Origin of the sequence: Methylomusa anaerophila (assembly GCF_003966895.1) — a bacterium.
GTDB classification, from domain to species: domain Bacteria; phylum Bacillota; class Negativicutes; order Sporomusales; family Sporomusaceae; genus Methylomusa; species Methylomusa anaerophila.
The window spans coordinates 656,373-683,112 of sequence record NZ_AP018449.1 but is presented as its reverse complement, the minus strand read 5'-3'; the positions used below and the strand labels follow the sequence as shown (position 1 = coordinate 683,112).

The window sequence follows — 26,740 nt, the reverse complement described above, 5'->3', positions numbered from 1 at the left end:
GCAGACCTGTGAAACCGTGGTTCCAAATGATGGCGGACGAAACAATTCGTCAGCTTGAATCCGAAGCGGTAAGAGGCTTATCTTCAGCAGAAGCTGCCGGACGATTGGCCGAACATGGCTACAATGAGTTAACAGAAAAAGAACAGGAAAGCCTTTGGCAAAAATTTTTGGCCCAGTTCAAAAACGTCCTTGTACTGATTCTCGTGGCAGCCAGTGGAATTTCTGTTCTCATCGGAGAAGCAGTCGATTCCCTGGTTATTATCGCCATCGTAATTCTTAATGCCGTACTGGGGGTTTTTCAAGAATCCAGGGCGGAAAGAGCATTGGCTGCCTTGAAAAAAATGAATGCTGCTGCTTCCAAAGTGATCCGCGACGGCGCTATTGTCGTTATTCCCGCAAGAGAGTTGGTTCCCGGCGATATAGCATTATTGGACGCCGGTGATTATGTTCCCGCCGATATGCGTATTCTTGAGTCAGTCAATCTAAAAATAGAGGAAGCCTCTTTAACCGGGGAATCGGTACCGGTGGATAAAGATTCCCGGGAATTTGCCGGTGATATACCCCTGGCCGAGCGGCATAACATGGCGTTCATGGGCACTATTGTCACCTATGGCAGGGGTAGAGGCATTGTAGTGGCTACGGCCATGCAAACCGAAATCGGCAAGATCGCCGGCATGCTTCACTCTGTCGCCCAAGAGCTTACACCCCTGCAAAAAAAGCTGGCGGAGTTCGGTAAAATTCTCGCTATGCTTTGCCTGGGTGTCTGTACTGTTGTATTTGGCATAGGAATTTACCATGGATACTTCAATGACGGCATTTTAGCGTTGGCGGAAATTCAAGACATGCTCATGGTTTCTATTAGTCTGGCAGTCGCCGCTATTCCGGAAGGGCTTCCCGCAATTGTGGCCATGGTCTTAGCTTTTGGCATGCAGCGTATGGCCAAGAAAAATGCTATTGTGAAAAAGCTGCACACAGTCGAAACATTAGGAAGTGTATCGGTCATCTGTACGGATAAAACCGGAACCCTGACCCAAAATCAGATGATGGTGGCCCAAATTTTCATTTTCACCAACATGTTTACTGTCAGCGGCTACGGATATAAGCCGGAAGGAAAATTTCTGACCGGTGAAAAGCCGGTAAGAATAGATGAGGAAGAGGAGCTGGCGCTGCTTTTGCAAGCTTCCCTATTATGCAACGACGCTGAGTTGAGGCAGTCGCCGGCTGACCAAACATGGTCGGTTGTCGGTGATCCGACGGAAGGGGCACTCCTCGTTGCAGCGGCAAAAGGGGGCTATCGTAAGGATGCCCTGTCGGCTCAATATCCCCGGATTCAGGAATTTCCCTTTGATTCCGGGCGCAAGATGATGACCACATTCCACCAGGCAGATGGAAAAATCCTGGCTTTTTCCAAGGGAGCGCCCGACATCCTGCTAAGTCGCTGCACCCGCACTGCGGCAAGCGGAACAATCCGTCCTTTGACAAATTCGGATAAGGAGGCAATTCGGGCAGCTAATCAGGAGATGGCGTCACAAGCTTTACGGGTTCTGGCGGTGGCATACCGGGACTTTGATCAGGCGCCTGACCTGTCAAATCCCGACGGAACTGAGAAGGATTTGATTATGATCGGGCTTGTGGGTATGATTGACCCGCCGCGCAGCGAAGCCAAACTGGCTGTGGAGATTTGCCGGCAAGCGGGAATTCGGACCACAATGATTACCGGGGATCATCCGGAAACAGCTTTTGCCATTGCCAAATACCTGGGAATTGCCGGTGACGGCCAAGGGGTTATTACCGGACGCATGCTGGATACCATGCCGGCGGAAGAATTGCGGCAACAAGTACGCAGGGCCAGTGTATTTGCCCGCGTTTCTCCGGAACATAAGCTGGCTATCGTAGATGCGTTGCAAACCAGCGGTTTCATCACGGCCATGACCGGCGACGGCGTCAATGACGCCCCGGCGCTGAAAAAGGCTGATATTGGCGTAGCAATGGGCATAACCGGCACGGATGTGGCCAAAGCTACCGCCGACATGGTAATTACCGATGACAATTTTGCCACGATTGTGTCGGCTGTAGAAGAAGGGCGGGTAATCTACGCTAACATCCGTAAATTTGTCTATTTCCTGCTCTCCTGTAACACTGCGGAAGTAGTAGTAATCTTCTTTGCCATGTTGTTGGGCTGGCCGGTCCCATTATTGCCCACCCAGCTTTTGTGGGTAAACCTGGTGACAGACGGTTTTCCGGCCCTTGCCCTCGGTCTGGAAAAGAAAGAACCCAATGTCATGCGTCTTAAGCCCCGTGACCCGGCCGAACCCCTGCTGACCGGAAATATGCGGCTGCTGATCGGCATTCAGAGCCTGGTAATGAGCATTACGGTACTCTTCGCGTTTCAATATGGCTTGATGGCCAGCAATGGTAATTTGGCGATTGCCCACACTTTCGCGTTCATCACCTTGATGGCAACGCAGATTATTTGCGCCTATGCCGCGAGGTCGGAACGTTATTCCGTATTTCAATTAGGCGTTTTCAGCAACAGGTACTTGAATATGGGAGTCGCGCTTTCATTCCTCCTCATGCTGCTTTCCGTTTACGGCCCGTTACAAGAAGTGTTTAAAACAGTCCGGCCTGAACTGAAGGACTGGCTTATCCTTGGCGCACTGGCCCCCATACCCTTTATAGCTGCTGAGTTGACCAAATTTGGCAGCCGATTATTTTTCAAGACTCCCAAGTGAATTCCTCTAACCAACCAGGACATCCGACCGCAAACAAATCCATGGAATTGTCATATCATAGGAATTGCAAAAGGGGATCTATAACTTTTGCGGCCAGGATTTGTTTGGTCTGTCCCCAGTGCCAGTTTAGTACGGACATGCGTATTATTTTATCCGGGGAAACATATATTTTTATAGGTGGCTTGCGATAATTGTATTTTCCAGCGAAGACAGCTATGTTACAATAAAAGTAAGAAAATTCAATAAATCGCAAAGGGGGGAACGGATTCAAAACGTTGCACAATTAATCCTCACTAGAGCGCTTGCTCGAAATTCATGCACAATAATACTACATGACGAATAGTTCCTGTTCGGTTGAATATGTGTGGATTAGGGAGGGAGTCAAGATGTATACCTTGGGCAACGTTACGAGAAATACGATTGCAATGGTTTTGGCGGGAGGCAGGGGAGAACGACTCAGTCCCGTTACCTTAAACAGGCCAAAGCCTTGTGTTCCCTTCGGGGGAAAATACAAAATAATAGATTTTGTGTTAAGCAACCTATTTAATTCGGGTATCAAGAAAGTTTATGTTCTCACCCAATACCGCGCTTACGAATTGAACAAGCACATTAAGGAATCTTGGGCCAGATGGGCCGGTCTGGGAGAATTTTTTGACACTATCTCACCTGAGACTAATAGTGCAAGCGAGGAGTGGTTTAAAGGTACTGCCGATGCCATATTTCAATTTTTAAGATTTATTACCGATGCGGATTACGTAGCAATATTTGGCGGTGATCATATTTACAAAATGGATGTCAGCCAGATGATAAGCTACCATATCTTAAATAAAGCGGACATCACATTGGCTGCGCTAGAAGTTCCGGTGGAAGAAGCTAAGCAGTTCGGGATTTTTTCAGTCGACGAAGATTTTAGGGTAACCGACTTTGTAGAAAAGCCAAAAGAACCTGTAACAATTCCGGATAGAGATACTTGTTTCGCATCAATGGGCAATTACATTTTTTCCACAAAAAAGCTCGTTGAGGTGCTGAAAGAAGGCAAGAAAAAACATGCGGATCTTGATTTCGGCAAACATGTGATTTCAATGATGCTGGAAAAAGGCGACCGGGTTTTTGCCTATAATTTTGCCGATAATTTGATTCCGGGAATGAAACCGGGCGAAAAAGGCTACTGGAGAGATGTTGGAACAATTGATACCTATTATGAGGCCAATATGGACCTTGTAAATGTAGTTCCCCGTTTGAACCTTTACAATTATAAGTGGCCGATACTTACCAATCAAGGGAATCTCCCGCCGGCAAAGACTGTTTTCGATGAGGAAGGCCGCCGTGGCCAAAATCTCAATTCATATATATGCGGCGGCTGCATAATTAGCGGCAGTACCGTACGGAGATCGATAATCGGACCCCGCTGCAGGATTAATAGCTACAGCCTGGTGGAGGACTCAATCCTGTTTGAGAACATTTCAATTGGCAGACATGTAAAGATTAAAAGGGCAATAATAGATAAAAACATAAGAATTCCTGATGGGGTGGAAATTGGCTATAACCCTGAAGCGGATAAACTGCAGGGGCATACGGTTACAGAATCTGGAATTGTCATCGTGACAAAATAAAATGACAATCTTTGCCCGGCGGGAGTTTTGGTCTTATCTGTACATACTTGTGTTTATCAGGGAAAAGACTGTTTTTGCCTGCAATGGTGAGATATTACAATAAAACTTAATAAAATCGGCAGGAACAGCGATTCCGTATGGCGAAAATGAGCTATAATTATCCTTCCGGGGAGGATTATAGCTCATTTTGTGTTATTATGTTGTATAATATAACATATTTATTTTGGACCGGTTGTTGGGGAGCCGATTAACAAATCCGTGGTTGGGATTTGGATTTACGAAGTACTTCGTTAATTAGTAATTATCCTTGGGAGGGAAATTGTGGTGAGGGATTTTGGCAAGATTACCATAGGCCAGCTAGTGGATCTGATGGCGAAAGAAAATACTGAGAATGAAGCCTTGGTTTATCCGGATCTTGGTTTGCGGTATACTTACGAGCAATTCCGTCAAGTTTGCAACCGGACGGCTAAAGGCTTGATGAAACTGGGCGTGCAAAGAGGCGAACATATCGCCATCTGGGCTACAAATGTGCCGGAATGGGTTACTACTCAGTTTGGCAGCGCCAAAATGGGGGCGGTAATGGTAACGGTAAACACGAACTACAAGATATTCGAATTGGAATATCTGTTAAAGCAGTCCGACGCTACTACGCTTATCTTAATCAAAGGAACCAGGAATTCAGACTACGTCAGCATGGTTTATGAACTGTGCCCCGAACTTTATCACTGTAAGCCAGGCCAACTTAAGTCAGAGCGGCTGCCGTTTTTAAAAAATGTCATACTCATAGATGAGGAGCGCCAGCCAGGCATGTTTGCCTGGGATGACCTGATGGAAATGGGCCGTGAGGTGACCGACGGGGAACTGGCAGCCCGTCAGGCGTCCCTTAATGCGGATGATGCTGTCAACATGCAGTATACTTCAGGAACAACGGGCTTTCCCAAAGGGGTCATGCTTACTCACTACAATTTGATCGGCAATGCCTGCAGCCTGGCGGAATGTTTGAATTTTACCAATAAGGACAGGCTTTGTATACCGGTCCCCTTTTTTCATTGCTTCGGCTGTGTGCTAGGAACTATGACGTGCGTGGTAGCGGGTGCAGCCATGGTGCCGGTAGTAGTATTCAATCCGGTCAAAGTGCTTGAAGCCATCGCCAAAGAGCGCTGTACAGCAGTCCATGGGGTGCCGACCATGTTCATCATGGAACTGGAAGAAATGGAAAAGGCCCCATATGATACTTCATCCCTGCGGACCGGCATCATGGCCGGTTCCCCCTGTCCCATCGAGGTGATGAAGAAGGTCGTGGAGAAGATGGGGATGAGGGAAATCACCATAACTTACGGTCAGACCGAAGCCTCGCCGGGCATCACCATGACCAGGACGGATGATCCGCTTGAATTGCGGGTGGCTACCGTCGGGCGGGCCCTGACTAACGTGGAAGTGAAAATCGTTGATCCGGAGACCGGCAGGGAGGTGCCCCCGGGTGTGCAGGGCGAATTGTTTTCCCGCGGCTACAATACAATGAAGGGATATTACAAGATGCCCGAAGCAACCGCCGCGGCCATTGACCAGGACGGCTGGCTGCACACCGGTGACCTGGCGGTCATGGATGAAAACGGCTACTGTAAAATCACCGGCCGTCTAAAGGATGTAATCATCCGCGGCGGGGAGAATATCTACCCGCGGGAAATTGAGGAGTTTCTTTATACCCATCCGCAAATAAAGGATGTGCAGGTGGTGGGCGTACCCAGCGCCAAATACGGGGAAGAGGTTATGGCATTTATCCAGCTAAAACCAGGCGAGACACTTACCGCTGATGAGATCAGGAATTACTGCCGGGACAAGATTGCCCGTTACAAGATTCCCAAATATGTTGAATTTATTGAAAGCTACCCTACCACCGCCAGTGGCAAGATTCAGAAATACAAACTGAGGGAACAGGTTTTGGATCTGTTGGGCCTGAGGGACGCAGCCAAAATTGAAACGGCCTGAAATCCAGGGGGAGAAGCGGTCAAGACACTAGTGGACAAGTATATCGATTTTGGTTACTAAATCTTTAAACCTTATGCTGCCAATAACAAAATTATCGGCAAATTCTTCCAGAGATTCAAATATTTGTTCCGTATCCGGCTTATTAAATTCTGCTATTGATAGTTTATTGTCATAATAAGCCGCTGTATATTTTTTACCGTCATATTCAAAGATAATTTCCTCATAATCACGCATATCCTGGTAAAACTCTTCCAAAGTTTTATATTTTCCCGGCGAATCTGGCAGAATGGTATTTTTGGACTTAATGACAATCATAACGACCGGACTCCTTTTTGATTTGATTATACTATAGATTGCGCTTCTATAAAATCCGAATCAACAAGTAAGCAAGTAAATTAGGCAATGTCCGCTACGATTTGTTAACGGACATTGTTGGGTTGGATACCTCAAATTACCTGGCTGATATGCATGGCGCGGAATTTACCGCCGCTGCGTGCGGCGGCCTTGTTCATCTGAACAAGGCAGGTAGGGCAGGAAGTTACGACAATATGCGCTCCGCTATTCTCAATATTCACCTGTTTTTTGCTCAGCAGCGAATCAGAGACAGCCGGATAGTCGATGTGGAAGGAACCCGCCCCGCCACAGCAAGTGTCGGCGTCTTTCATCTCGATATAATTGCCGGTGGCTTTCAAAAGATCGCGAGGCTCACGCCGGATACCCTGCCCCCGGCCAAGGTGACAGGGTTCATGAAAGGTAATTTTGGCATCAACGCGTTGGCGGGGGGTGTAACCCACATTAACGAGATATTCGCTTAAATCCATTACTTTGTTGCTGAAGGCCGCAGCCCGGTCCTTCCACACAGGATCATCGGCAAAAAAGCCGGCGATATGTTTTAGGGTACCGCTGCAACTGGCACAGTCACAAACAATTACCTCCGCATTTTCATATAAACGGATATTTTTTTTGGCCAGATCGAGAAAATCGTTACGCAGACCATGGGCCAGATGCGGCAGCCCGCAGCATACATTATCAACAAATTGCGGTTCGGAAACAGTACATAAAATACGTTTGGTTTCCGCCACCGCATCAGGGAACATCATGTGCATGCCGCACCCCAGAAAATATGCCGCTTTGTTTTTGGCTGAAACGGATACTGATGAATTGGCAGCGGGGCTGCCCAGCACGGCAGGACCGGCAAAAGAGGCCAGATATTTTTGGCGGGTAAACTCGCTGGGAGCCATACCGTTAGGCACCAGACGGTTCATACCAACTTTGCGCATAAAACCCAGGGCCCTGGCCGACATTTTTACTAAGTTGCGGTTTTTCATGATACCGCCCAGCGTTTTATATTTTAACCCGGGGCCGCCGCCTTTATCGGCGAGATACTGCCGGACCGCAATCATTGCTTCGTCGGTTTTTACCTTACTGGGACAATTATCAACACAGGTGCGGCACAGTAAACAGAAATTGACGGCTGCCGTTAATGCCGGTGACGGCTTTAACACTCCCTGCATGAGGCCGCGGATAATATTGTTTTTACCCCGGGCGCTTGAAGCTTCAATATCTTTTACCCCAAACAGCGGGCAAACTGTCAAACATGTGCCGCAACGGTCACATTGGCTGACAATATCATTAGCTTGTTTTAGCAAATCTTGTTCCAGTTTCATTGTATCATTAGGCTCCTTATACCTTGTTTTCCCAAATTTTTCCGGGGTTTAAGATACCCTTGGGATCAAGGGCTTGTTTGATAGCTTTTAAAGTGTTGACACCTGCCTGGCCTAATGCCTTTTCTAAATAGGAGCGTTTGGTAATACCAATACCATGTTCGCCCGACAATGTTCCGCCAACGGCCAGAGCCGCTGCGAAAATTTCGTCGATGGCGTGATGAATTCGTTCCGCGTCTTCCGGTTTTGACATATCGCAAAGTACAGAGGGATGGATGTTGCCGTCGCCGGCATGACCGTAAACAGCAATGGTAAATTTGTATTTTTCCGAGATTTTACGGATTTGCCGCACGACTGCCGGAAATGCATCGCGGGGGACTGAAATATCTTCGCCAAACCGGTTAGGGGCCATCGCACCGATGGCTGAACTTAATCCCCGGCGTATTGCCCAGATTTCTTCCGATTCTTTTAGCGTGCCGGCGATATGAACTTCTTTTACCTCAAACCGGCGGGCGATGGCAGCAATCTGTTGGGCCTGCTTCTCTAAATCCTCATTGTCGTCACCATCGATTTCAATAATAACACAGGCCTCGATAGCCGGATCGATGTCAAGCTTACGGTGGCGGGCAACCGCCTGAATACTTGTCTTGTCCATTAATTCCGCCGATGCGGGAACTACACCGGATTGCAGCATTTGATGAATGGTGTCGCAGGCTCCTTCGATTGAAGGAAACATCAATTGTAAGGTATTGCGTGCTTTCGGCATGGGGATGAGCCGCATCAGTATCTTGGTAATAATGCCCAGCGTACCTTCCGATCCTGTAAATAATTGGGTAAGATTATAGCCGGTAACATTTTTGATGGCTTTGCCGCCAGTGTTAAGAATTGTCCCGTCGGCTAATACTACCTCCAAACCCATAACATAGTTGCTTGTTACCCCATATTTAACAGCTCGCATTCCACCTGCATTTTCCCCGACATTCCCGCCAATGGTGGAATATTTCCAACTGGCTGGGTCAGGCGGGTAGAATAAGCCTTTTGCGGCACAGAAGTTATAAACGTCGATGGTACGCATCCCGGCTTCCACCGTAATCATCATATTTTTTTCATCGAACTCGACGACGTTTGCCATTCGTTCAAGGGACAGTGAGATACCCCCGGCCAGCGGAATGCTGCCGCCGGTACGTCCGCTGGCGGTGCCCCGCGGCGTAACCGGAATGCCATAATTATTCGCCAGAGCCATAACTCCGGCAACCTGAACTGTGGTAGCCGGCCGCACAACGAGGTCGGGAATGTTATTGGGTGACAGCGGAATAAATGAGGAATCATAAGAGTAACCAAAACAATCAATTTCAGCGTCCAGGACATATTCCGGACCTACAACAGCCTGCAGCTTATTTTTAATTTCATTAGATATCATCTTTTCTTTATCCTCCCGTATGTAACTCATATGACGCAAGTATTTTAACAGGTATTTATTTATATAATTCTATTTATACCATGGAAAATGATAAAAATAAACCATAGCCTTCTTAAAACTCTTGTTAAAACTTTAGAAGGCTAAAAACTATTTTGGCAGGTGAAAATAAAAAACCGCCTGAATGGCGGTTGAAATGAAAGTACTAGCGGAAGGACACGACACCGTCATCGAGATCATAGACGGCGCCGATAATTTTTATGTTGCCTTTCTTGGTAAAATCACTCAGGATTGGACCAGCGGAACGGAGCTGATCCACTACCAGATCCACGTTGTCGTCAATGGCGTTGGCAATCAAATCGCCTTTTTGGGTTTTAGCTTTGTCCACCGCCGGTTGGAGGGCCTTTACCACTGCGTCAATATAGCTGGGTTGATGACCGTGGCTGTCGTCTAGGGTAGCGGCTGCCGTTACTGCACCGCATTTTTCATGACCGAGGACCACCACCAGTTGAACTCCCAAGTGTTCAACCGCGTATTCAACACTGCCGATAGCAATATCATCAATAGTGTCACCGGCAGTACGGATTACGAACAGATCACCCAGACCCTGGTCGAACACTATTTCCGGTGGCACCCGTGAATCAGAACAACTTACAATTACTGCGAAGGGGTGCTGCCCTTTGGTAAGTTCACTCCGGCGTTCAACGTCAACATTGGTATTGGCATATTTTTCAGTAACGAATCGTTGGTTTCCTTCAATTAATTTGGCTTTAGCTTCATCAGCGCTTATACCTGTAGTTTCAGTGGCAAACACGCTTGCTGCAATCAGAAGACAAGCTACTACAATTGCTGCCAGTAAACATGTTTTTCTCATAACCTTCATCTTCCTTCCCATCATCCTCCGTACATATTGCTTTGCTTGCTTATTGCCGCCATCAAGTTTGATCTACTGGGAGATTCACCTCCTTCATTAGGGTTTATGCTCATACCTGCATAATACCCATATATGGCCATTACATTAATGATTTATTCTAACATGATCAATGAATTCCTCCTGATAAATCGGAAATATTGGGAGGCTGGTAGTCCATCTGCTCTCAAAAAGTTAACTGCCCGTTTCCGGCGTATCCGGGCGGGCAGTCTGATTGCTATTTTAATTGCTTGTCATTTTTCTTTATTTGCGTGTCTGCATCTACATTATCTACATTATCTTCATTATCTTCAACTGTCTCGAAATCCAGTATTTCAGTAACAAGTTCCGCGTCAGAAACGCTGGAAAACATGCCGGGGATAAGTCTTTTGCTCATAGTATTACCTCCCGGTTGCAATGTTTCCCTTATCACTTTTGTTAGGGATGTTGGTATTGGCTTTTGTTGTACCAATGCCTGCATTGGGATTACTTACAAATTTCAGCGCATCCTTATTTTTCTCTGTCAGGTCTTTATTGTACTTATCAGCCATTTTCATCACCTCCTGCCTATAGAATTCCCAGATATCCTTATTTTCAATCTGGTAACTAATAGACGACTCCTAAATTGCCAAGGGGACGGTTCGCCAGACAACGCCACGCAGCGTCAGCGATTAAAATTCTGTTGCCGAAACCTATGCATGGCAATTGGACGGACGATCGCGCAAAGATATATTTTGCAAAGTGGTCTATTGAATTGACAAAATTTCATAATTTATTGCAGGAAATTTTCCTATAGTGCTAAAATAATTCCTATCTAGGATTTAGTTCTGTTTAGCATGTAGCCCTGTACCAGAGAGGAGAGAGGTGAAAAAAACATGGGGAAATATCATTTTGAAGAAATGAATGAGGAATATCTTGATAAAGTGCTGCAGATTTATACTTATTATGTTTTTAATACCAATGCGACTTTTCATACACAAGCTTTGACACGGGAAGAGATGAGAGATATAGTTTTCTTTGACAGTGAAAGATATAAGACATTTGTAATATTTGAGGAAAATGACATTTGCGGCTATGTTCTTATAACACAATATAAAAAAAGGGAAGCGTATAACGCTACTGCCGAAGTTACCATTTATTTAAAACCGGAATTTAAAGGGAAAGGTATCGGCAGCATGGCTGTGAAGTATATCGAAGAATATGGTAAGCTACAGGAAATGCATGTGCTTATAGCTACGATATGCGGACAAAACGAAGAAAGTATTCGGTTATTTGAAAAGAACGGCTATAATAAATGTGCTCATTACAGGGAAGTAGGCCAAAAATTTGGTCAACTGCTGGATATTGTTGCCTATCAGAAAATTATTAGCTAGAAATGAGACAGGACACAAGTTATGTGGTAAAATGTAAATAATGTTTCAAACTAAGTCGATGCCGATACAAAAGATTCGGATATTTCTGGGGGCGTAGCTCAGTTGGGAGAGCGCTTGGTTCGCATTCAAGAGGTCATGGGTTCGAATCCCACCGTCTCCACCAGATTTTATGCGGGTTCGCAGGCATTACGAATCCGCTTTTATATTAATTTGTCCCTTATGTTGTCCCTTAGAACGATTTTTCGCGGACAAAATTGCCACCATGTACACTATAGGCAGTGTAAAAGCAGCAGCTCAAGCTTGCCGAACCCACTGGGAGATTTTGATCCTCGCCTTTTTTCATGAACATGCCCTGTAGTATACAGAGAATGATGTTGACAATAGTTTGATTTTTCAGTATGATAATGAAAATAAATAATGCAAAAGACGATGAACGGAAGAGTAGTTATGGTTAGCTATTTTCAGCGAGCCGGGATTGGTGTAAGCCGGCAATAACGACGATAAGGAAGATCATCCGTGAGTTGCGGGCTGAACTTAGAGTAAGCTGCGCCGGGTCCATTTGAGGAAACGCCACCCGTTACTGTGTGCGAGGTATCGAGTATTGTTTCACATTCTCCGTACCTATGAGCGACTATGGCTGAGCCATAGTAATTTGGGTGGTATCGCGGAATAACCTCCGTCCCTTTTATACAAGGGCGGAGTTTTTTTGAGTTTAGGCTGCTTTAGAAACGTTCAGATGCGCCATTGCCGATGGGGCTGACCTTTTTTGCCAATTATTATCTGCTGATGATAAGCTTGGCATTAATAAACACTTTGTAGTAACAAAAGGAGGGTGACCTGCTTTGATTATATTGGGAGCTGAAGCAATCGTCGAAAGTTTGAAGCATGAAGGGGTTGAAGTTGTATTCGGCTATCCGGGAGGGTCGGTTTTAACGCTTTATGACGCGATTTATAAAGCCAGTTTCCCTCATATTTTGACCCGGCATGAGCAAGGCGCGGTACATGCCGCTGATGGTTACGCCCGGGCGACCGGCAAAACCGGAGTATGTTTTGCCACCTCCGGCCCTGGCGGGACCAACCTGGTTACCGGCATAGCAACTGCTTACATGGATTCCATTCCTTTAGTGGCAATTACCGGACAGGTAGGATTACCGCTAATAGGCAAGGATTCTTTTCAGGAGGCGGATATTTGCGGTATTACCACACCCATCACCAAGCATAACTATTTGGTCAAGAAAGTACAGGAACTCCCGCGCGTACTGCGGGAGGCATTCTACATTGCCCGTACCGGGCGGCCGGGGCCGGTTGTTGTTGATATATCCAGAGATGTGTTTAACACGGAATTAGATTACGAATATCCGGCAACAGTTCAACTTAGAGGATATTCGCCGTTGTTTGCCGGCGATCCGGCTAGTATTGACAAAACTTTAGCGGCGCTGAAACAGGCCCAAAAACCGGTTGTTTTTGTCGGCGGCGGGGTGATTCTTTCCGGTACTTCCCAGGCGGTGCGCAAGTTCGCAGATATTACAGGCCTACCCGTTATTACCAGCTTAATGGGTTTGGGCTGTATTCCTTGCGATACCCCCCAGCATCTAGGCATGGTTGGCATGCACGGTTCTTATGCCGCTAATATGGCCACCGCTGAATGCGATCTTTTACTGGGAATAGGAGTTCGTTTCGATGACCGCGTTACCGGGCTGGTGCGCGACTTTGCCCCGAAAGCCAAGGTGGTTCATTTTGATATTGACCGGGCTGAGGTCAATAAAAATGTCCGCGCCGACCTGAAAGTGATTGGCGATCTCAGATGGTCTTTGCCGCTTCTTTGCGAAAAAGCCTCTGCTTATACTCAAACCCAATGGCGGACTGAAATTGAACCATGGCTGGCCCAAGTTCAAAAATGGAAACAGGAAAAACCGCTTACGTATAACCTGTCTACGGAAAAAGTCATGCCGCAGGAAGTCATTGAGAAGATGAGCCGGCTTACCCAAGGTGATGCGGTTATCGTAACCGATGTTGGCCAACATCAAATGTGGACTGCCCAATATTATACATTTAAAAAAGAGCGTTCCCTGTTGACGTCCGGGGGGTTGGGAACAATGGGTTATGGTCTGCCGGCAGCCATTGGCGCACAATTGGGTCTGCCTGACAAAACCGTCGTTTTGTTTACCGGGGACGGCAGTATCATGATGAATTGTCAGGAAATGGCGACTGCGGCTGATAATAGATTGCCGGTCAAAATCATTGTATTGAACAACCAGGTTCTGGGGATGGTCAACCAATGGCAGCGGATGTTTTATGGGGAGCGGTACTCCCATTCCAGCACCAAAGGACGGACGGATTTTGTAAAATTGGCGGAAGCCATGGGCGTCACCGGTTTCCGGGTCACAAAGCCGGCAGAATTGACTGAGATTCTGGAAAAAGCCCTGTGGACGGAGGGGCCGGTGCTTGTTGATGTGCTGGTGCCCCAAACGGAGGATGTACTGCCAATGGTCCCGCCGGGCGGCCGTTTGGACCAGATGATATTGGGAGGTATGACCGGATGAAATACACATTGGCTGTTTTAGTGGAAAACAGACCAGGCGTATTGACCCATATCTCAGGCTTAATCAGCCGCCGGGCCTTTAATATTGAGAGCATTGCCGCCGGTCCCAGTGAGGATGCCGACACCACCCGCATTACCATTGATGTCGAGGTTGATGATGAATTCGAATTGGAGCAAGTGGTCAACCAATTGTCAAAACTGATTGATGTTATTAAGATTGTCAATCTTACCCATGTGGATTCCATTCAACGGGAGCTGGCCCTTATCAAAGTGAAAGCCAGCAAGGTAACCCGGTCTGATCTGGTGGATATTGTCGAGATTTTCCGGGCGAAGATTGTAGACGTAAACCGGGAAACCATGGTGATAGAACTTACCGGCGAGGAAACCAAGATCGACGCTTTGTGTGAAGTGCTGGCCGATTTCGGGATTATTGAGATCGTCCGCACCGGTATAATCGCCCTCTCCCGGGGGCCGGTACCAGCGAAAGAAATGTGAAATCCCAAGCGCTGGTAACGGGTTAAAAAAATGTAAATTAGTTGCAATCTTATTGACAAAGTATAAATGGATTGTTATTCTAAACTTGAAGTTGCGTTAATGTAATAATAGTAAAGTAATAATAAATAAGATGATTTAATTTGCTTAGTATACAGCATATAGAGTGATTATTACAGACTATGAAAAGGAAAAGTAACCATACAATGTCAGCACAGAGAGCCGGTACAGGTGGAAGCCGGTCTGGGTTGAATGGTGAAGTACTCCTTGGAGTTGCTAGTTGAAGATCCACGGTATTTTAGAGAATGTTACAAAATGTTCAGATGCTAGGCGCGACAAGGATTGCGCCGCGCCGCGTACTGGGGTTGTACGCAAGCAAGCAACCGCAGGAGCAACAACGCAGATGGGCGTTTTGTAACATTCTATGTGCCGGGATTGGTAGGTGTAGCCGGCCCTTCCGCCGTTATCAGGAAGGGGTATCAGTTAGCATCGTCTGACTCGTACTCTGCTGAGAGGAGTTCGCCGTGATTGTAGTGATTACGCGGCTCTAAAAGGGTGGTATCGCGGGAAATGAAACTCCCGTCCCTTAATTAAGGGGCGGGAGTTTATATATTTTACAAATTTTGTAAATTAAGAATTGGGAGGTGAAACAGGTGTTAGGGCTGAACGATCCATGGATTGCACTAGCTTATTTACTGTGTTTCGGTTCCACAGCACTAGTGGTCTGTAAACCCTAATTCTATAGTGTTCTTGCGAGATCTTTTCCGTCCTGCTTTGTTGTCGTCGGCTTACATATTCCCGATATGCGCGCCTCCTCCGCCGCGCAGGACGAAAAACCTCTCGCAATTCATCCTATAGCTTTAGAGTTTACAGGCCACTAGTTGGCTATGCTTTTTGGCCGGAGAAAGAAGAACTGCTTTTCGGTATAAAATATTAGTTATGAAGAAGGATTTGATAATATGATTTGGGATAAACAAGCTGAATGCATGCCGCACAATCAATTGGCGCAAGTGCAGTTGGAACGGTTGCGCAAGACCGTTGACAGGGTGTATGAAAATGTCCCGTTTTACCGTGAGGCTCTGGATAAAAGGGGAGTAAAACCACAGCATATTCAATCTTTGGCGGACATCCGTTTGCTGCCTTTTACCACCAAAGACGACATTCGCAATAATTATCCTTATGGCTTATTTAGTTCTCCCCTGAAAAAGATTGTCCGCCTGCATGCCTCTTCCGGCACGACGGGTAAGCCTACGGTAGTGGGCTATACCAAAACTGATCTTGATTTATGGTCGGATATGGTGACGCGTCTTGTTGTCGCTGCCGGAGCGCGGGAAGAGGACGTAGCCCAGATTGCTTTTGGGTATGGGCTGTTTACCGGCGCCTTTGGTTTGCACTATGGCTTGGAAAGACTGGGGGCTACCATAGTACCGGCTTCCACTGGCAATACCGAACGGCAAATTATGCTGATGCAGGACTTTGGTACGACAGTTCTTATCAGTACCCCGTCGTATGCCCTTTATCTGGCGGAAACCGCGCAGAAAATGAATATTGATACCCGGTCGCTGCAGCTGCGTTTGGGTTTATTCGGAGCAGAAGGCTGTTCGGAAGAAATGCGCCAGGTAATTGAGCGGGTATGGGGCATTAGCGCTACCGAAAACTATGGCATGAGCGAACTGATTGGACCGGGTGTGTCAGGCGAATGCCAGTACAAGCAGGGGATGCATATTAATGCCGATCACTTTTATCCGGAGATCATTGATCCGGTTACCGGCGATGCTTTGTCTTACGGGGAGGTTGGTGAATTAGTCATAACGACAATTACGAAAGAAGGCCTTCCTTTACTGCGTTACCGTACCCGGGACATAACCAGCTTGAACCCTGATCCCTGTCAATGCGGCCGGACCTCAGTCCGGATGACCAAAGTACAGGGACGTACTGACGACATGCTGAAGATCCGCGGGGTAAACGTATTTCCGTCGCAAATTGAAAGTGTTTTGGTGAGTATTGAGGAAATAGGTCCGCATTATAACCTTATTGTTCGGAAAAAAGGCTATCTGGATGAACTGGAGATAATGGTGGAACTGGCGGACGACTCTTTGCTGGAGGACTTCCGCAAGTTGGAAAGCTTACAGAATGTAATCCGGCATAAACTAAAAGTAGTGTTATCCATTGACGCCAACCTGCGTCTGGTTCAGCCGAAAACTATCGCCAGATCAGAAGGCAAAGCCAATCGAATCATTGATCTTAGAAACAAGCCGGAGTAGTATGATTCACGGTTATCTAAGATACCAAAGGTCTATGCAATCAGAGTTGCATAGACCTCAGGCTGTTGAAAAACTTCGCCTAGCGTCGTTGCTCCTCAGAGCCCTTGCTTGCGTACCCCCGAAGTACGCGGCGCGGCGGGCTCTTCCGGTGCGCCTAGCTATGCTCGTTTTTGAACAGCCTGGGGTTTTGTCGACAAGCTGAGGTCTATGCAATCTAGAGTTGCATAGACCTTTATGTTACAATGTATGTTACAATATAGAAAGTTAATATTGCGAAAAGGGACTGTAAATATGAATCTGATGTCAGTCGAAAATCTGGCCAAGAGCTATGGCGACAGAGTTTTATTTGATAAAGTGACATTTGGCATAGATGAGGGGGATAAGATTGGTCTCATTGGTGTCAATGGCACGGGCAAATCTACGTTTTTGAAAGTTATCGCGGGAGTTGAGCCGGCAGATGCCGGCACCATTATCAAGGGCAGCACCGTGCGCGTGGAGTACCTGCCGCAGAACCCGGAGTTTGCGGCCAAGGCTACCGTGCTGGAACAAATTTTCCGCGGCAATTCATCTGTCATGCAGGTGCTCCGGGAGTATGAAGCCACTTTGGAGCATTTGCAAAAGCATCCCGCTGACAGTGACGCCGCTGTGCAGAAACAATTGATTAACCTTAATCAGCAGATGGATGCGCTGGATGCGTGGCAACTGGAAAGCGACGCCAAAACCATTCTCACCAAACTGGGTATTTATGATTTTTCAGCAATGGTGGGCACTCTTTCCGGCGGCCAGAAAAAACGGATTGCTTTAGCGGGGACCCTGATTAATCCGGTTGATTTTTTGATTCTTGATGAACCGACGAATCATATTGACAACGCTACCGTAGCCTGGTTGGAAGAACATCTTTCCAAACGAAAAGGCGCTTTGCTCATGGTTACCCATGACCGGTATTTCCTGGACAGAGTAACCAACCGGGTTATTGAACTGGATAAAGGCAAACTGTATAGTTACAGCGGCAATTACAGCAAATTTCTCGAAATCAAGGCGGAACGGGAAGAACAGGCCGAAGCCGGTGAGCGGAAAAGGCAAAATCTCCTGCGCCAGGAACTGGCCTGGATCAGACGCGGGGCACAAGCACGTTCAACCAAGCAAAAGGCCAGGATCGAACGATTTGAGCAACTCAGCGCCAAGACGGTAAATCTTGGCGCCGATAAGCTGGAAATAACGGCAGGCGCCAGTCGGTTGGGGCGAAAGGTTATCGAACTCAGTAATATAACTCATGGCTTTGGGCAGGGGGTTGAGCACGCAACCTTCATTCGTGATTTTAACTATATTGTGCTGAAAGATGACCGGGTGGGTATCATCGGCCCCAACGGCAGCGGCAAGTCCACCCTGCTCAATCTTATTGCCGGGCGATTGACTCCCGATAACGGCAGTGTTGATGTTGGCCAAACAGTCAAAGTCGGATATTTTTCCCAGGAAAACACTGAGATGAATGAAAGCTTACGGGTGATTGAATACATCAAGGAAGAAGCCAGCCTGTTGCCTACCGCTGACGGCGGCGTCATCTCAGCCTCGCAAATGCTGGAGAGGTTTCTGTTTCCGCCAAACCTCCAGTGGATGCCTGTTGGCAACCTGTCCGGCGGGGAAAAGCGAAGGCTTTTTTTGCTGCGGATACTCATGAGCGCACCCAATGTTTTGCTCCTGGACGAACCAACCAACGACCTTGATGTCCAAACACTTACTATCCTGGAAGACTACCTGGATGGTTTTCCCGGAGCAGTCATCATCGTCTCCCATGACCGGTATTTCCTCGATCGGCTGGTAGAAAAAATCTTTGCCTTTGAGGGCAACGGCCTGATAAAACAATACGCCGGCGGCTATTCTGATTATCAGGAACACATTAAATCCACCCCTGCTGCCGCCGGCAGCAAACCGGAAAAGCCGGAGAATAATAAACCGGCCGATGCGTATAGAGCAAAAGAACGTCCGCGCAAATTTACCTTCAAGGAACAAAAGGAGTTTGAGCAGATAGAAGATGTCATTACCGGTGTGGAGCAGGAATTGCAGGCGGTAGCGGCTAAAATCAATGCTGCCGGCAATGATTTTGTATTGTTGCAGGAACTGACAGATGAGCAACGGCAACTTGAATGTAAACTGGATGAATTGCTGGAGCGTTGGACATATTTGAATGAGCTGGCGGAAGATATTGGAAAATAGAAGAAAATAGTAGAAAGGATATTCAGGAAATCTACCGGCGGTAATACCATATGGGAATGCAGCCGAAGGTGGGGGAACAGGAGTAATACGGGTAACACATTCCTTTGTATGGGTTGCGCGGGGAGCAATAGCGGCGGGGGGCGCAGAGGATCAGCGGGTAGGCTGCGGTAACCGCTACTATGGCTAAAAGCGGCGCGCATCTTTGGCGGGAATTATATTCCCTATCTTCATAATCATATTCCCAATCCTCAATCTCCGGGTCTTCCCAATCTCTATCATAGTAGGTTTTTCTAGGCATGGACAACTCTCCTTCGCGAAAAAAATAATCTTTCTATTCACATAATATTCAACTTGCTTTTGATTGTGTCAGGATGAGAAATAAAAAAGCCCATTCTCAGGCAATGCCGGGAATGGGCTGACGGGATTAATCCTTTTCATCGGTTTCCCGATATTTTTGTATGACGGTTAACTTTTCGCCGGGGGATGTTGCTTTTGACCAAACGTCCTTGAATATTTGGGAGTTTTTGAAAGTTACACTCCATTGAAAGGAGCCTGCCGGCGTATAATATGCGAATACGACAGCACTTTTCAGGCTGACCGGTGTTAATCCTTCTTCATCGGTGATTAGGGCGTAACTTCCTTCCGCGTCAAAATCCATGGCGAGAGCTGTTAATTCGTCTTCAATTTCCGCTTCCTCAAACCCTAAAGATCCATAGAAATCAATTATGGCGTTGTCATTCACGGCGCAAAATCATCTCCCTATATGGAATGCATTAAAGAATCCACTTATATATATTTATTTTTCTATTATATAGGAAAAAGCAAGCGTTTGGTAGAATTATTTTATCCGTGCTATATGGAACGATTAAAGAATTGAAATTATATCCGGGTATTAGGGAACGCCTCGACGCTGTTGCTTAACCTGAGCTTATCCTAATACCCAGATGTCAATTCCTTAATGCGGCATATATAGATTATTACATGGGAGGGAGCATTTCTTGTACGAAAAGGTTATAGATGCAGCTCAGTATATCCGATCCAGGGAAGCAGCGGCACCTAAAATAGCTGTCATTCTTGGCTCAGGTCTTGGCGAATTGGTGGATGCGGCAACAGACAAACATTATATAGACTATAAGAACATCCCCAATTTCCCGAAGTCCACCGTTGTCGGTCATGAGGGTCAGCTGGTGTTCGGCAAGATAGCCGGGGTGAATGTGGTTATGATGCAAGGCCGGTTTCATTTTTATGAAGGGTATCCGATGGCGGATGTGGTTTATCCGGTTTTTGTCCTGCGCCAGCTTGGGGTGGAGAAACTGGTTGTAACCAACGCCGCCGGCGGGATCAACCCGTCATTCAAGCCGGGCGATCTTATGCTGATAAAGGATTTTATCAATCTTTTCGGAACCAATCCGCTCATCGGCGCCAATGATGAACGGTTTGGCCCCCGTTTTCCCGATATGTCCGAACCGTATAACCTGAAGCTGATAGCAGCCGCGAAAGAGGTAGCAAACAAGATTGGCGTTGCTTACCAGGAGGGGGTTTACGTTGGCGTAACCGGTCCGTATTATGAAACGGCGGCTGAAATCAGATACATGGGCAAAATAGGCGCCGATGCCGTTGGCATGTCCACCGTGCCGGAGACAATTGTCGCCAATTATCTGGGAATGAAAGTGCTGGGGATTTCCTGTATAACAAACATGGCTACCGGCTTACACCAAGAAAAACACTCCCATGAAAAAGTATTGGAAACTGCGAAAAATGCTTCCCAGACGTTGTGCCGCTGGGTTGCGGAATTTATCACGGTATCAGAATCTATATAAAACGCATTAAAGAATTGAAATTATATCCAGGTATTAGGAACGCTTCAACGCTGCCGCTTAACCTCAGCTTATCCTAATCCCGGATGTCAATTCTTAATGCGACATATCTACAACTTTTCGGGAAGGAACGAACAACTGATTTTTATTGCAATTTGGCCGCGTTTTTCTTATGGCGGTGAATTGGCGATGCAAATATTGGGAAAACTAAAGTAAGAAAAACTCGGTGAGGAATAAGTATGTATTGCGGTCATTGTGGCAAAAAGATATCCTATAATGCTGCCTACTGCCGTTTTTGTGGTCAGAGGTTAAAACATGAACTGAGTGACACTCAGCCTATGACGGTAGTAGATGTAGCTTCAATCTCGGACCAATCGGTAAATCATTATGGTACGAATTATCTACCCCGGCGCAGCAACTTAGCATTAAATTCCATGTTTTTGCGGCCTAAGCTTTGGCGAACCGTCTTTCGTATTATCGCCGTTGCTGTGTTGATCACCCTCACTTTTGTATTAGTAACATTTAAATCAGTCGAGGAGTACCGCATCTTAACAGCGGCATTGGGATCTATTTTGATTCTTTATTATTGGTGGAAAGCAAGATAGAAAACAACCCAAAAAGGGTTTCATCTTTTTTATGAAGACTGGGTTACCAGTGTCTGGAATATGGAAGACTGGACAACTAAGATCGCCTAAAAGTGAGGATATAAGCTGCAAGACTCATCACTCCCGTTGGGAGTGATGAGTCTTGTCGATTTTTGTTGCTTAAGTCAGGAAAATATAGTAAATTATAACTATCGAAGCAGTCCGGTTCCCCCTGCTCTCTATAACCAACTCGCTTCGAGATAAATAGTTGGGAGGTAAAATATGAATAAGGTTTTTGCCGTTTTGGGGCCGCCGTGTTCAGGCAAGACTGCGATTATCAAAGAGCTTTTCCAATATGGCGTCGTCGAGATGGTCAGTCACACTACCAGAGAGATGCGCGCCGGGGAACAACACGGAGTAGATTACTATTTTGTGAAAAAAGAAGACCTAAGTAAAGCCGAGCTTATTGAAAGAACGGAGTACTTCGGCCAAGTGTACGGACTGAGTAAAGCTGAAGTTTTAAAAAAAGTCAGTGGAAACCTCGTTAGCGTGGTGGCGGTTGAATACAACGGTTGGGAGCAGATGAAGAAACTGCTTGGCGACAGAGTTAAGTCTATTTTTGTCATGGTGGATCAGGACACAGTCATTGACCGGATGATGGCGCGAGGTGATGCTCCTGAATCCGTAGCCAAGAGATTGGAATTGGCCAAGAAAAACGGCGAATACGACAATTGGAAGAATTCTGACTATGTTGTAAAAAATACAGACTCTTTGGATATAGCCGTACGTCAGGTTTTGGCCATTATGGATCTGGTAGTGCCGAAAGCAAACACGCAGCAACCTTGACTTACGGGAAGCCGAGAGGCTGGTTCAAAATGTTCAGATGCCCCGTTGCATAACGGAACAGTACAGGGAAGTCCGCGCCATCTATGCGGGAGTAAGCTTGCGCCCATCAAGATTTTGCTAAGTAGACTCAAGAAAACTACAAAGATCGGTGAAGCGAGCGCCCGCAGGAGCACGATTCTGATTTCGTTAGTGTTATCAACGCGAGTTAACTTTTCGCAGATGACAGCAACGCAGTTGGTACGGCGACGCAGATGGACCTTTTCAACCGGCCTCCATTTAGTCTTGCGGGCGGGCGATACTTAATGCCCGCAGTTGAGAGGTTTTCTTATACTGATGCGCTTCCATGCGGGTAATGATGTCGTCCAGCATCGCAATGGCTTCCGGGAGAAATGGGCCTTTGTTCAACATGACACATTCGGCTCTAACCGCCATTGCCGCATCCGTGACTTCAGCCCGGGAAGGCGTTCCTTGTCTTACCATGTTTTCCAGCACTTGGGTTGCCCAAATCACAGGTACATGGGCCGCTTCACAGATCCACATGATCTCTTCCTGCAATTCGGCTAATCGTCTGTAGCCCAATTCTACTGCCAGGTCCCCTCTGGCAATCATTATGGCTAAAGGATGTTTGGCGGCTCCCTGGACAATGATTTCCGGGAGATTTTGGATAGCTTGCAGTGTTTCAATTTTGGCTACTATCGCCAGAGATTTTCTTTCGTTTCCTGCGCGCAGCCCAATTTCTTTCTGCAATAGTTCAATATCGGCCGGTTCTTTGACGAATGAGTAGCCGATGGCATCGGCATGGTTAACGGCGAAATCAAGGTGCTGCAAGTCGGTTTCCGTAAGGGGCGAAAGTTCCAGCGGCGTGAGGGGGAAATTAAGACCTTTTTGCGGTTTCAAGCTGACACCGTTTGCCCCGGTGTTAGTAATCGAAACCAGCGCTCCATCAGGTGTCAGGATGGTAACTTTTCCTTCGATTTTTCCATCATCTATCAAAACCGGATCTTCCACCCGAAGATAATCGAATATTTGCGGTATACTTACACTGGCTATGAAAGAGGCTTCTGAAATATTCTCAAATTTACCTTTGGTAAGAAAGAGTTGGCTGCCGGGATAAAGTTTGGTAGTGGTATCGCTGATCATTAATCTCTCAATTCTTGGTTTTGGCCCGCCTAAATCCATTAGAATCTTACAGGGGCGCATAATTTCTTTTTCTGCTTGACGGATATTAGCGATCATGGCTTCCCATGATCGCTGACTGTCGTGAGCACAGTTAATACGGGCTACATCCATACCCTGATCCAAAAGTGTGCGTACCAGGTTATAATCTTGGGCTGCTTCGGTAGGCAAGGTTACCATGATGCGCACATTACGATGCTGATGCCGTTTGCCTAAAATCATGTCGGAATTTTTGCCCAGTAACCAGTCCCCGCGAAAGTAAGCGCGCAATCCTCTGTGCTTTTTTCCTATTTCTTTTTCTCTGCCACAGATATAACCGAGGGAAGCGATGACTGACTCAAGATTGGTGATAGCCCGAGCCTCACTTCTTCCTAAGGAGGACAGTCCCCAGGGCATTAAAGCTCTTTGCAACTGGCGCAGGTCACGACGCCTTAAGGATAAATAATACGCTAGGTTTTGGGCACTGTAACGAAAAGACGGGCGTTCTATTTTTGGTAGCCACTTACAGTACATGGCGTTTCCCTCACGGTATATTTCCTGATAAAGACTAAGCAGATGCTCCAAAAGGATGTTCGGATTCGAGGCGAGTTTGTCTATGTTCACCTATTTCCCTCCATTACAGGTTTGTATATAGACAAAAATACTACATCAGTATATTGGGTATCCTGCCGGACGGTGGGCGTCTGACCTAATTCAAGAAAATTTAATATTTATGTAACAGTATTTCACATTCATTAATAATAATTCAATAAAATTCCAAAATAAAAATCCCTGCCGTTACGGCAGGGATTTATGTCTGATTAATACCGTCTGTTATTTTGGCTGTAACAGTCGGAGCAATAAACCGGACGGTCACCACTGGGACGGAAAGGAACTTGGGTTTCTACACCGCAAGCTGCACAAACAGCCGGGTGCATTTCCCGTTGTTGGCGACCAGCGCCATTACGACCGCCGCTTTGTTGTTTGCGGGCTCTTCTGCAGTCAATGCAGCGACCGGGTTCGTTGGTAAACCCTTTTTCCGCGTAGAATTCTTGCTCAGCAGCGCTGAAAATAAATTCGGCGCCACAGTCTTTACAAACTAAAGTTTTGTCTTCTGCCATACTTTGTTTTGCCTCCTCAAATCGATTACCCAACTAGTTAGGGGATCACTCATTAGAAACTTCCCTTTCTAATATCGATTGAGAAGGACAAATGGCTAACCTCACTAGCATATTTTATGGGTACAATAAAAACTATACTCCAAATTTAAGAAAAAGTAAAGGCCTTTTGGAAATTTTGCTAGTGGTAAGATTCAAATTCAGACGTTGGTAAAAAGAGGAGATGCTGCGAGGGCAACGTATTATACGTATTATAATTGATAAAAGAAATTAATAACTGTCTTGGTGAAATATTGGCTAAAATAATCCTATGCGAAAGTTCAAAGGAGTGAGCCAGCGTGTTAAAAAATACGATAGCCTGTGTGGTTGCTTTTATCGCTGTTTTTTGTACCGGTTTTGGGCCGGCTTCGGCGCATCAAGCGCAGCGGGTAGCCATTCTCCCGGTATTTTTCGGCTCCGGTGCCGCTTATGACAAGGATGTGGAAGCTGTGATTGAAAAGAATTTAACCGGCAAATATCACCTGCCGTTAGCCAAGGTCATTACGATATACGATATCATACCGAAACAAGAGGTTAGAGACGCTCTACCGGCCCAACTAACCGGCAAGAAGCCAAAACTTGAGAAACAGGTAATACAAGACCTTGCCGCCAAACTCAATGCAGATATTGTAATCGCCGCTGAAGTGACTTCTTTTTCGACGGCGACAATTTCACCCTGGATATGGGATGGGGATACCATACGCCGGACAGAGCTTGGAATACGGCTTATAAGCTATCAGCGGCCAACAGACACCTATCAGGAGTTCAAGGACCGGGATATGTATTCCGGTGACGACAACTTATGGGGCCAGCCGGAATATATGGCCGACCAGATGATATGGAAGCTAATTAATAAAGTGCCGTAACAGGGGTAGATGGCTGTTATGTACATTTATACAGATCTTTGTGAACATTTCGCCTGCGGGATGTGCGGAAGTTGTTGCCGCAATGACTGGTTGATCACTGTTGATGAAGAGAGTTACCGGCGCAATGCCCTGTTGTTTGGGAAAACAGGCAGGGAGGAGGAATTTGGTAAAGCATTTGTTCCCATCCTTAATCCCAATGCTAATTGCGTGGGCGAATATGCCTATATAGCCAAGCAGGCCAATGGCAGTTGCTGGTTTCTCAATGGCGATAACCGCTGCCGGTTGCAAGTGGAGGCCGGACACGGTCACCTGGATGCCGTGTGTCAGACATATCCCCGTTATCCCATAAATACGACGAGAGGGGTTGAACTTACCCTGAGTTTTAGCTGTCCCACCGTCCTGAAATTGGCAATGCGGCCCCAACCGCTCGCTATAGTCCGCTCTGAGCATGCTCCCCTGGTTTTCAGTCTTGATAGTTGTGTGGCTGCGGTATACCCGCGACAACAGCCTCCTTCTGATCCCCTTCGCTATTACTTTGAGCTGGAGCATCATTTTATTGACATACTGCAGTGCCGGGGCTTGACAATTGAGGAGCGGTTGGGTCTAATCGAAACTACAGTGAGTGGGTTGCTTAAGATAGGGCGGTCTGATGGGATCAATCAGGGATTGGATATGATCATTCATAATAACTATACGATTATGGATAGCAAGAGCGAGGCTGCCGGGCAATGGTGTGCTTGCCCAACTGACATGTTGACTGACATATTGGTGGAACACTTTTTTGTTAATTTTATTTTTAAGAAGCCGTTTTATCTATACGGGCTGGAACGGACTGCAAAACTGTTGCGCCATATGTGGGGTAGATTTCAGGCCAGAGGGAAGAAGGAGTCAGACCGGCTTGGGGATATGGAACGGATATGCTCGGTAATTACTGCAATCGAGTTTGAGTATGGTCATAACCGGAAGGCACTGCTGATGCCTGACAATTTCTAAGCAGACCCCCCTGCCAATATATTGGGCGCACAAGGAATGAAAATGGAGAACGTTTTACTACAGAGACGCAAAGGGCGCAGAGGGTTTTATTATTATTCTTCCTCTTCGTTAT

24 protein-coding genes, 1 tRNA gene and 1 other annotated feature are annotated in these 26,740 nt (G+C 46.6%); of the genes, 15 read left to right on the top strand and 10 right to left on the bottom strand.

Annotation, left to right across the window (positions count from 1 at the left end):
- Positions 1-8: 8 nt before the first annotated feature.
- From MAMMFC1_RS03015 to MAMMFC1_RS03005, 3 genes are all read left to right on the top strand, one after another.
- A complete protein-coding gene (locus MAMMFC1_RS03015; protein WP_232035632.1) occupies positions 9-2,732 on the top strand; it encodes a cation-translocating P-type ATPase in 2,724 nt (907 codons plus the stop codon).
- Positions 2,733-3,118: 386 nt separating this feature from the next.
- The gene (gene glgC / locus MAMMFC1_RS03010; protein WP_126306366.1) at positions 3,119-4,345 is read left to right on the top strand and encodes a glucose-1-phosphate adenylyltransferase; all 1,227 of its coding nucleotides are present in this window, start codon (positions 3,119-3,121) and stop codon (positions 4,343-4,345) included.
- Between the two features lie 321 nt (positions 4,346-4,666).
- Entirely contained in the window at positions 4,667-6,334 is a 1,668-nt protein-coding gene (locus MAMMFC1_RS03005) for an AMP-binding protein (protein ID WP_232035631.1), read from the top strand.
- A gap of 27 nt (positions 6,335-6,361) precedes the next feature.
- On the opposite strand, the gene MAMMFC1_RS03000 is transcribed toward MAMMFC1_RS03005, so the two are convergent.
- The 6 genes from MAMMFC1_RS03000 to MAMMFC1_RS21260 form a co-directional block, all read right to left on the bottom strand.
- Positions 6,362-6,649 (bottom strand): hypothetical protein, encoded by a 288-nt coding sequence (locus MAMMFC1_RS03000; protein ID WP_126306364.1) that lies wholly within the window; start codon positions 6,647-6,649, stop codon positions 6,362-6,364.
- 131 nt (positions 6,650-6,780) lie between these two features.
- Entirely contained in the window at positions 6,781-8,001 is a 1,221-nt protein-coding gene (locus MAMMFC1_RS02995; RefSeq protein ID WP_126306362.1) for a (Fe-S)-binding protein, read from the bottom strand.
- A 16-nt stretch (positions 8,002-8,017) separates the two neighbouring features.
- On the bottom strand, positions 8,018-9,418 hold the full coding sequence (locus MAMMFC1_RS02990) for an FAD-binding oxidoreductase (RefSeq protein WP_126306360.1): 1,401 nt from the start codon (positions 9,416-9,418) through the stop codon (positions 8,018-8,020).
- A gap of 202 nt (positions 9,419-9,620) precedes the next feature.
- Complete coding sequence (locus MAMMFC1_RS02985; RefSeq protein WP_197723899.1) at positions 9,621-10,289, bottom strand: carbonic anhydrase; 669 nt, start codon at positions 10,287-10,289, stop codon at positions 9,621-9,623.
- A gap of 274 nt (positions 10,290-10,563) precedes the next feature.
- The gene (locus tag MAMMFC1_RS21265; RefSeq protein WP_158618618.1) at positions 10,564-10,722 is read right to left on the bottom strand and encodes a hypothetical protein; all 159 of its coding nucleotides are present in this window, start codon (positions 10,720-10,722) and stop codon (positions 10,564-10,566) included.
- A 4-nt stretch (positions 10,723-10,726) separates the two neighbouring features.
- A complete protein-coding gene (locus MAMMFC1_RS21260) occupies positions 10,727-10,876 on the bottom strand; it encodes a hypothetical protein (protein WP_158618617.1) in 150 nt (49 codons plus the stop codon).
- A 324-nt stretch (positions 10,877-11,200) separates the two neighbouring features.
- Between MAMMFC1_RS21260 and MAMMFC1_RS02980 the strand changes: the two genes are divergently transcribed.
- From MAMMFC1_RS02980 to MAMMFC1_RS02955, 7 genes are all read left to right on the top strand, one after another.
- On the top strand, positions 11,201-11,698 hold the full coding sequence (locus tag MAMMFC1_RS02980; RefSeq protein ID WP_126306356.1) for a GNAT family N-acetyltransferase: 498 nt from the start codon (positions 11,201-11,203) through the stop codon (positions 11,696-11,698).
- 87 nt (positions 11,699-11,785) lie between these two features.
- Positions 11,786-11,861 (top strand) — tRNA-Ala (locus MAMMFC1_RS02975).
- 257 nt (positions 11,862-12,118) lie between these two features.
- Positions 12,119-12,385: a binding site (T-box leader), on the top strand.
- 155 nt (positions 12,386-12,540) lie between these two features.
- Positions 12,541-14,241 carry a biosynthetic-type acetolactate synthase large subunit gene (ilvB, locus tag MAMMFC1_RS02970; RefSeq protein ID WP_126306354.1) on the top strand — a complete coding sequence of 567 codons (1,701 nt, stop codon included), beginning with the start codon at positions 12,541-12,543 and terminating at the stop codon, positions 14,239-14,241.
- Positions 14,238-14,735, top strand: coding sequence for an acetolactate synthase small subunit (ilvN, locus tag MAMMFC1_RS02965; protein WP_126306352.1), 498 nt, complete (start codon positions 14,238-14,240; stop codon positions 14,733-14,735). Before ilvB ends, ilvN begins: the two co-directional genes overlap by 4 nt.
- Before the next feature lie 641 nt (positions 14,736-15,376).
- Complete coding sequence (locus MAMMFC1_RS22820) at positions 15,377-15,469, top strand: symporter small accessory protein (RefSeq protein WP_408631222.1); 93 nt, start codon at positions 15,377-15,379, stop codon at positions 15,467-15,469.
- 222 nt (positions 15,470-15,691) lie between these two features.
- Positions 15,692-16,996 carry a phenylacetate--CoA ligase family protein gene (locus MAMMFC1_RS02960; RefSeq protein ID WP_126306350.1) on the top strand — a complete coding sequence of 435 codons (1,305 nt, stop codon included), beginning with the start codon at positions 15,692-15,694 and terminating at the stop codon, positions 16,994-16,996.
- Between the two features lie 291 nt (positions 16,997-17,287).
- Complete coding sequence (locus MAMMFC1_RS02955; RefSeq protein WP_126306348.1) at positions 17,288-19,210, top strand: ABC-F family ATP-binding cassette domain-containing protein; 1,923 nt, start codon at positions 17,288-17,290, stop codon at positions 19,208-19,210.
- A 31-nt stretch (positions 19,211-19,241) separates the two neighbouring features.
- On the opposite strand, the gene MAMMFC1_RS02950 is transcribed toward MAMMFC1_RS02955, so the two are convergent.
- Complete coding sequence (locus tag MAMMFC1_RS02950) at positions 19,242-19,508, bottom strand: hypothetical protein (RefSeq protein WP_126306346.1); 267 nt, start codon at positions 19,506-19,508, stop codon at positions 19,242-19,244.
- 126 nt (positions 19,509-19,634) lie between these two features.
- Positions 19,635-19,952: a hypothetical protein gene (locus tag MAMMFC1_RS02945; RefSeq protein WP_126306344.1), complete on the bottom strand. Its 318-nt coding sequence runs from the start codon at positions 19,950-19,952 to the stop codon at positions 19,635-19,637.
- A gap of 256 nt (positions 19,953-20,208) precedes the next feature.
- Between MAMMFC1_RS02945 and MAMMFC1_RS02940 the strand changes: the two genes are divergently transcribed.
- From MAMMFC1_RS02940 to MAMMFC1_RS02930, 3 genes are all read left to right on the top strand, one after another.
- On the top strand, positions 20,209-21,030 hold the full coding sequence (locus MAMMFC1_RS02940) for a purine-nucleoside phosphorylase (protein ID WP_126306342.1): 822 nt from the start codon (positions 20,209-20,211) through the stop codon (positions 21,028-21,030).
- Positions 21,031-21,266: 236 nt separating this feature from the next.
- A complete protein-coding gene (locus tag MAMMFC1_RS02935) occupies positions 21,267-21,632 on the top strand; it encodes a zinc ribbon domain-containing protein (protein WP_126306341.1) in 366 nt (121 codons plus the stop codon).
- A 261-nt stretch (positions 21,633-21,893) separates the two neighbouring features.
- A complete protein-coding gene (locus MAMMFC1_RS02930; protein ID WP_126306339.1) occupies positions 21,894-22,457 on the top strand; it encodes a guanylate kinase in 564 nt (187 codons plus the stop codon).
- 276 nt (positions 22,458-22,733) lie between these two features.
- On the opposite strand, the gene MAMMFC1_RS02925 is transcribed toward MAMMFC1_RS02930, so the two are convergent.
- Positions 22,734-24,236 carry a pyruvate kinase gene (locus MAMMFC1_RS02925; RefSeq protein WP_197723898.1) on the bottom strand — a complete coding sequence of 501 codons (1,503 nt, stop codon included), beginning with the start codon at positions 24,234-24,236 and terminating at the stop codon, positions 22,734-22,736.
- 197 nt (positions 24,237-24,433) lie between these two features.
- The gene (locus tag MAMMFC1_RS02920; RefSeq protein ID WP_126306337.1) at positions 24,434-24,733 is read right to left on the bottom strand and encodes a zinc-ribbon domain containing protein; all 300 of its coding nucleotides are present in this window, start codon (positions 24,731-24,733) and stop codon (positions 24,434-24,436) included.
- Positions 24,734-25,068: 335 nt separating this feature from the next.
- Here MAMMFC1_RS02920 and MAMMFC1_RS02915 point away from each other — a divergent pair, with 335 nt between their 5' ends.
- Positions 25,069-25,635 (top strand): hypothetical protein, encoded by a 567-nt coding sequence (locus MAMMFC1_RS02915; protein WP_126306336.1) that lies wholly within the window; start codon positions 25,069-25,071, stop codon positions 25,633-25,635.
- A gap of 9 nt (positions 25,636-25,644) precedes the next feature.
- Positions 25,645-26,628, top strand: coding sequence for a flagellin lysine-N-methylase (gene fliB, locus MAMMFC1_RS02910; RefSeq protein WP_331852777.1), 984 nt, complete (start codon positions 25,645-25,647; stop codon positions 26,626-26,628).
- Positions 26,629-26,740 lie beyond the last annotated feature (112 nt).

Coding starts and splice junctions, on each gene's coding strand:
- glgC (WP_126306366.1), top strand. CDS start 3,119: ATGTATACCTTGGGCAACGTTACGAGAAATACGATTGCAATGGTTTTG.
- MAMMFC1_RS03000 (WP_126306364.1), bottom strand. CDS start 6,649: ATGATTGTCATTAAGTCCAAAAATACCATTCTGCCAGATTCGCCGGGA.
- MAMMFC1_RS02995 (WP_126306362.1), bottom strand. CDS start 8,001: ATGAAACTGGAACAAGATTTGCTAAAACAAGCTAATGATATTGTCAGC.
- MAMMFC1_RS02990 (WP_126306360.1), bottom strand. CDS start 9,418: ATGATATCTAATGAAATTAAAAATAAGCTGCAGGCTGTTGTAGGTCCG.
- MAMMFC1_RS02985 (WP_197723899.1), bottom strand. CDS start 10,289: ATGAGAAAAACATGTTTACTGGCAGCAATTGTAGTAGCTTGTCTTCTG.
- MAMMFC1_RS21265 (WP_158618618.1), bottom strand. CDS start 10,722: ATGAGCAAAAGACTTATCCCCGGCATGTTTTCCAGCGTTTCTGACGCG.
- MAMMFC1_RS21260 (WP_158618617.1), bottom strand. CDS start 10,876: ATGGCTGATAAGTACAATAAAGACCTGACAGAGAAAAATAAGGATGCG.
- MAMMFC1_RS02980 (WP_126306356.1), top strand. CDS start 11,201: ATGGGGAAATATCATTTTGAAGAAATGAATGAGGAATATCTTGATAAA.
- ilvN (WP_126306352.1), top strand. CDS start 14,238: ATGAAATACACATTGGCTGTTTTAGTGGAAAACAGACCAGGCGTATTG.
- MAMMFC1_RS02960 (WP_126306350.1), top strand. CDS start 15,692: ATGATTTGGGATAAACAAGCTGAATGCATGCCGCACAATCAATTGGCG.
- MAMMFC1_RS02955 (WP_126306348.1), top strand. CDS start 17,288: ATGAATCTGATGTCAGTCGAAAATCTGGCCAAGAGCTATGGCGACAGA.
- MAMMFC1_RS02950 (WP_126306346.1), bottom strand. CDS start 19,508: ATGCCTAGAAAAACCTACTATGATAGAGATTGGGAAGACCCGGAGATT.
- MAMMFC1_RS02935 (WP_126306341.1), top strand. CDS start 21,267: ATGTATTGCGGTCATTGTGGCAAAAAGATATCCTATAATGCTGCCTAC.
- MAMMFC1_RS02930 (WP_126306339.1), top strand. CDS start 21,894: ATGAATAAGGTTTTTGCCGTTTTGGGGCCGCCGTGTTCAGGCAAGACT.
- MAMMFC1_RS02920 (WP_126306337.1), bottom strand. CDS start 24,733: ATGGCAGAAGACAAAACTTTAGTTTGTAAAGACTGTGGCGCCGAATTT.
- fliB (WP_331852777.1), top strand. CDS start 25,645: ATGGCTGTTATGTACATTTATACAGATCTTTGTGAACATTTCGCCTGC.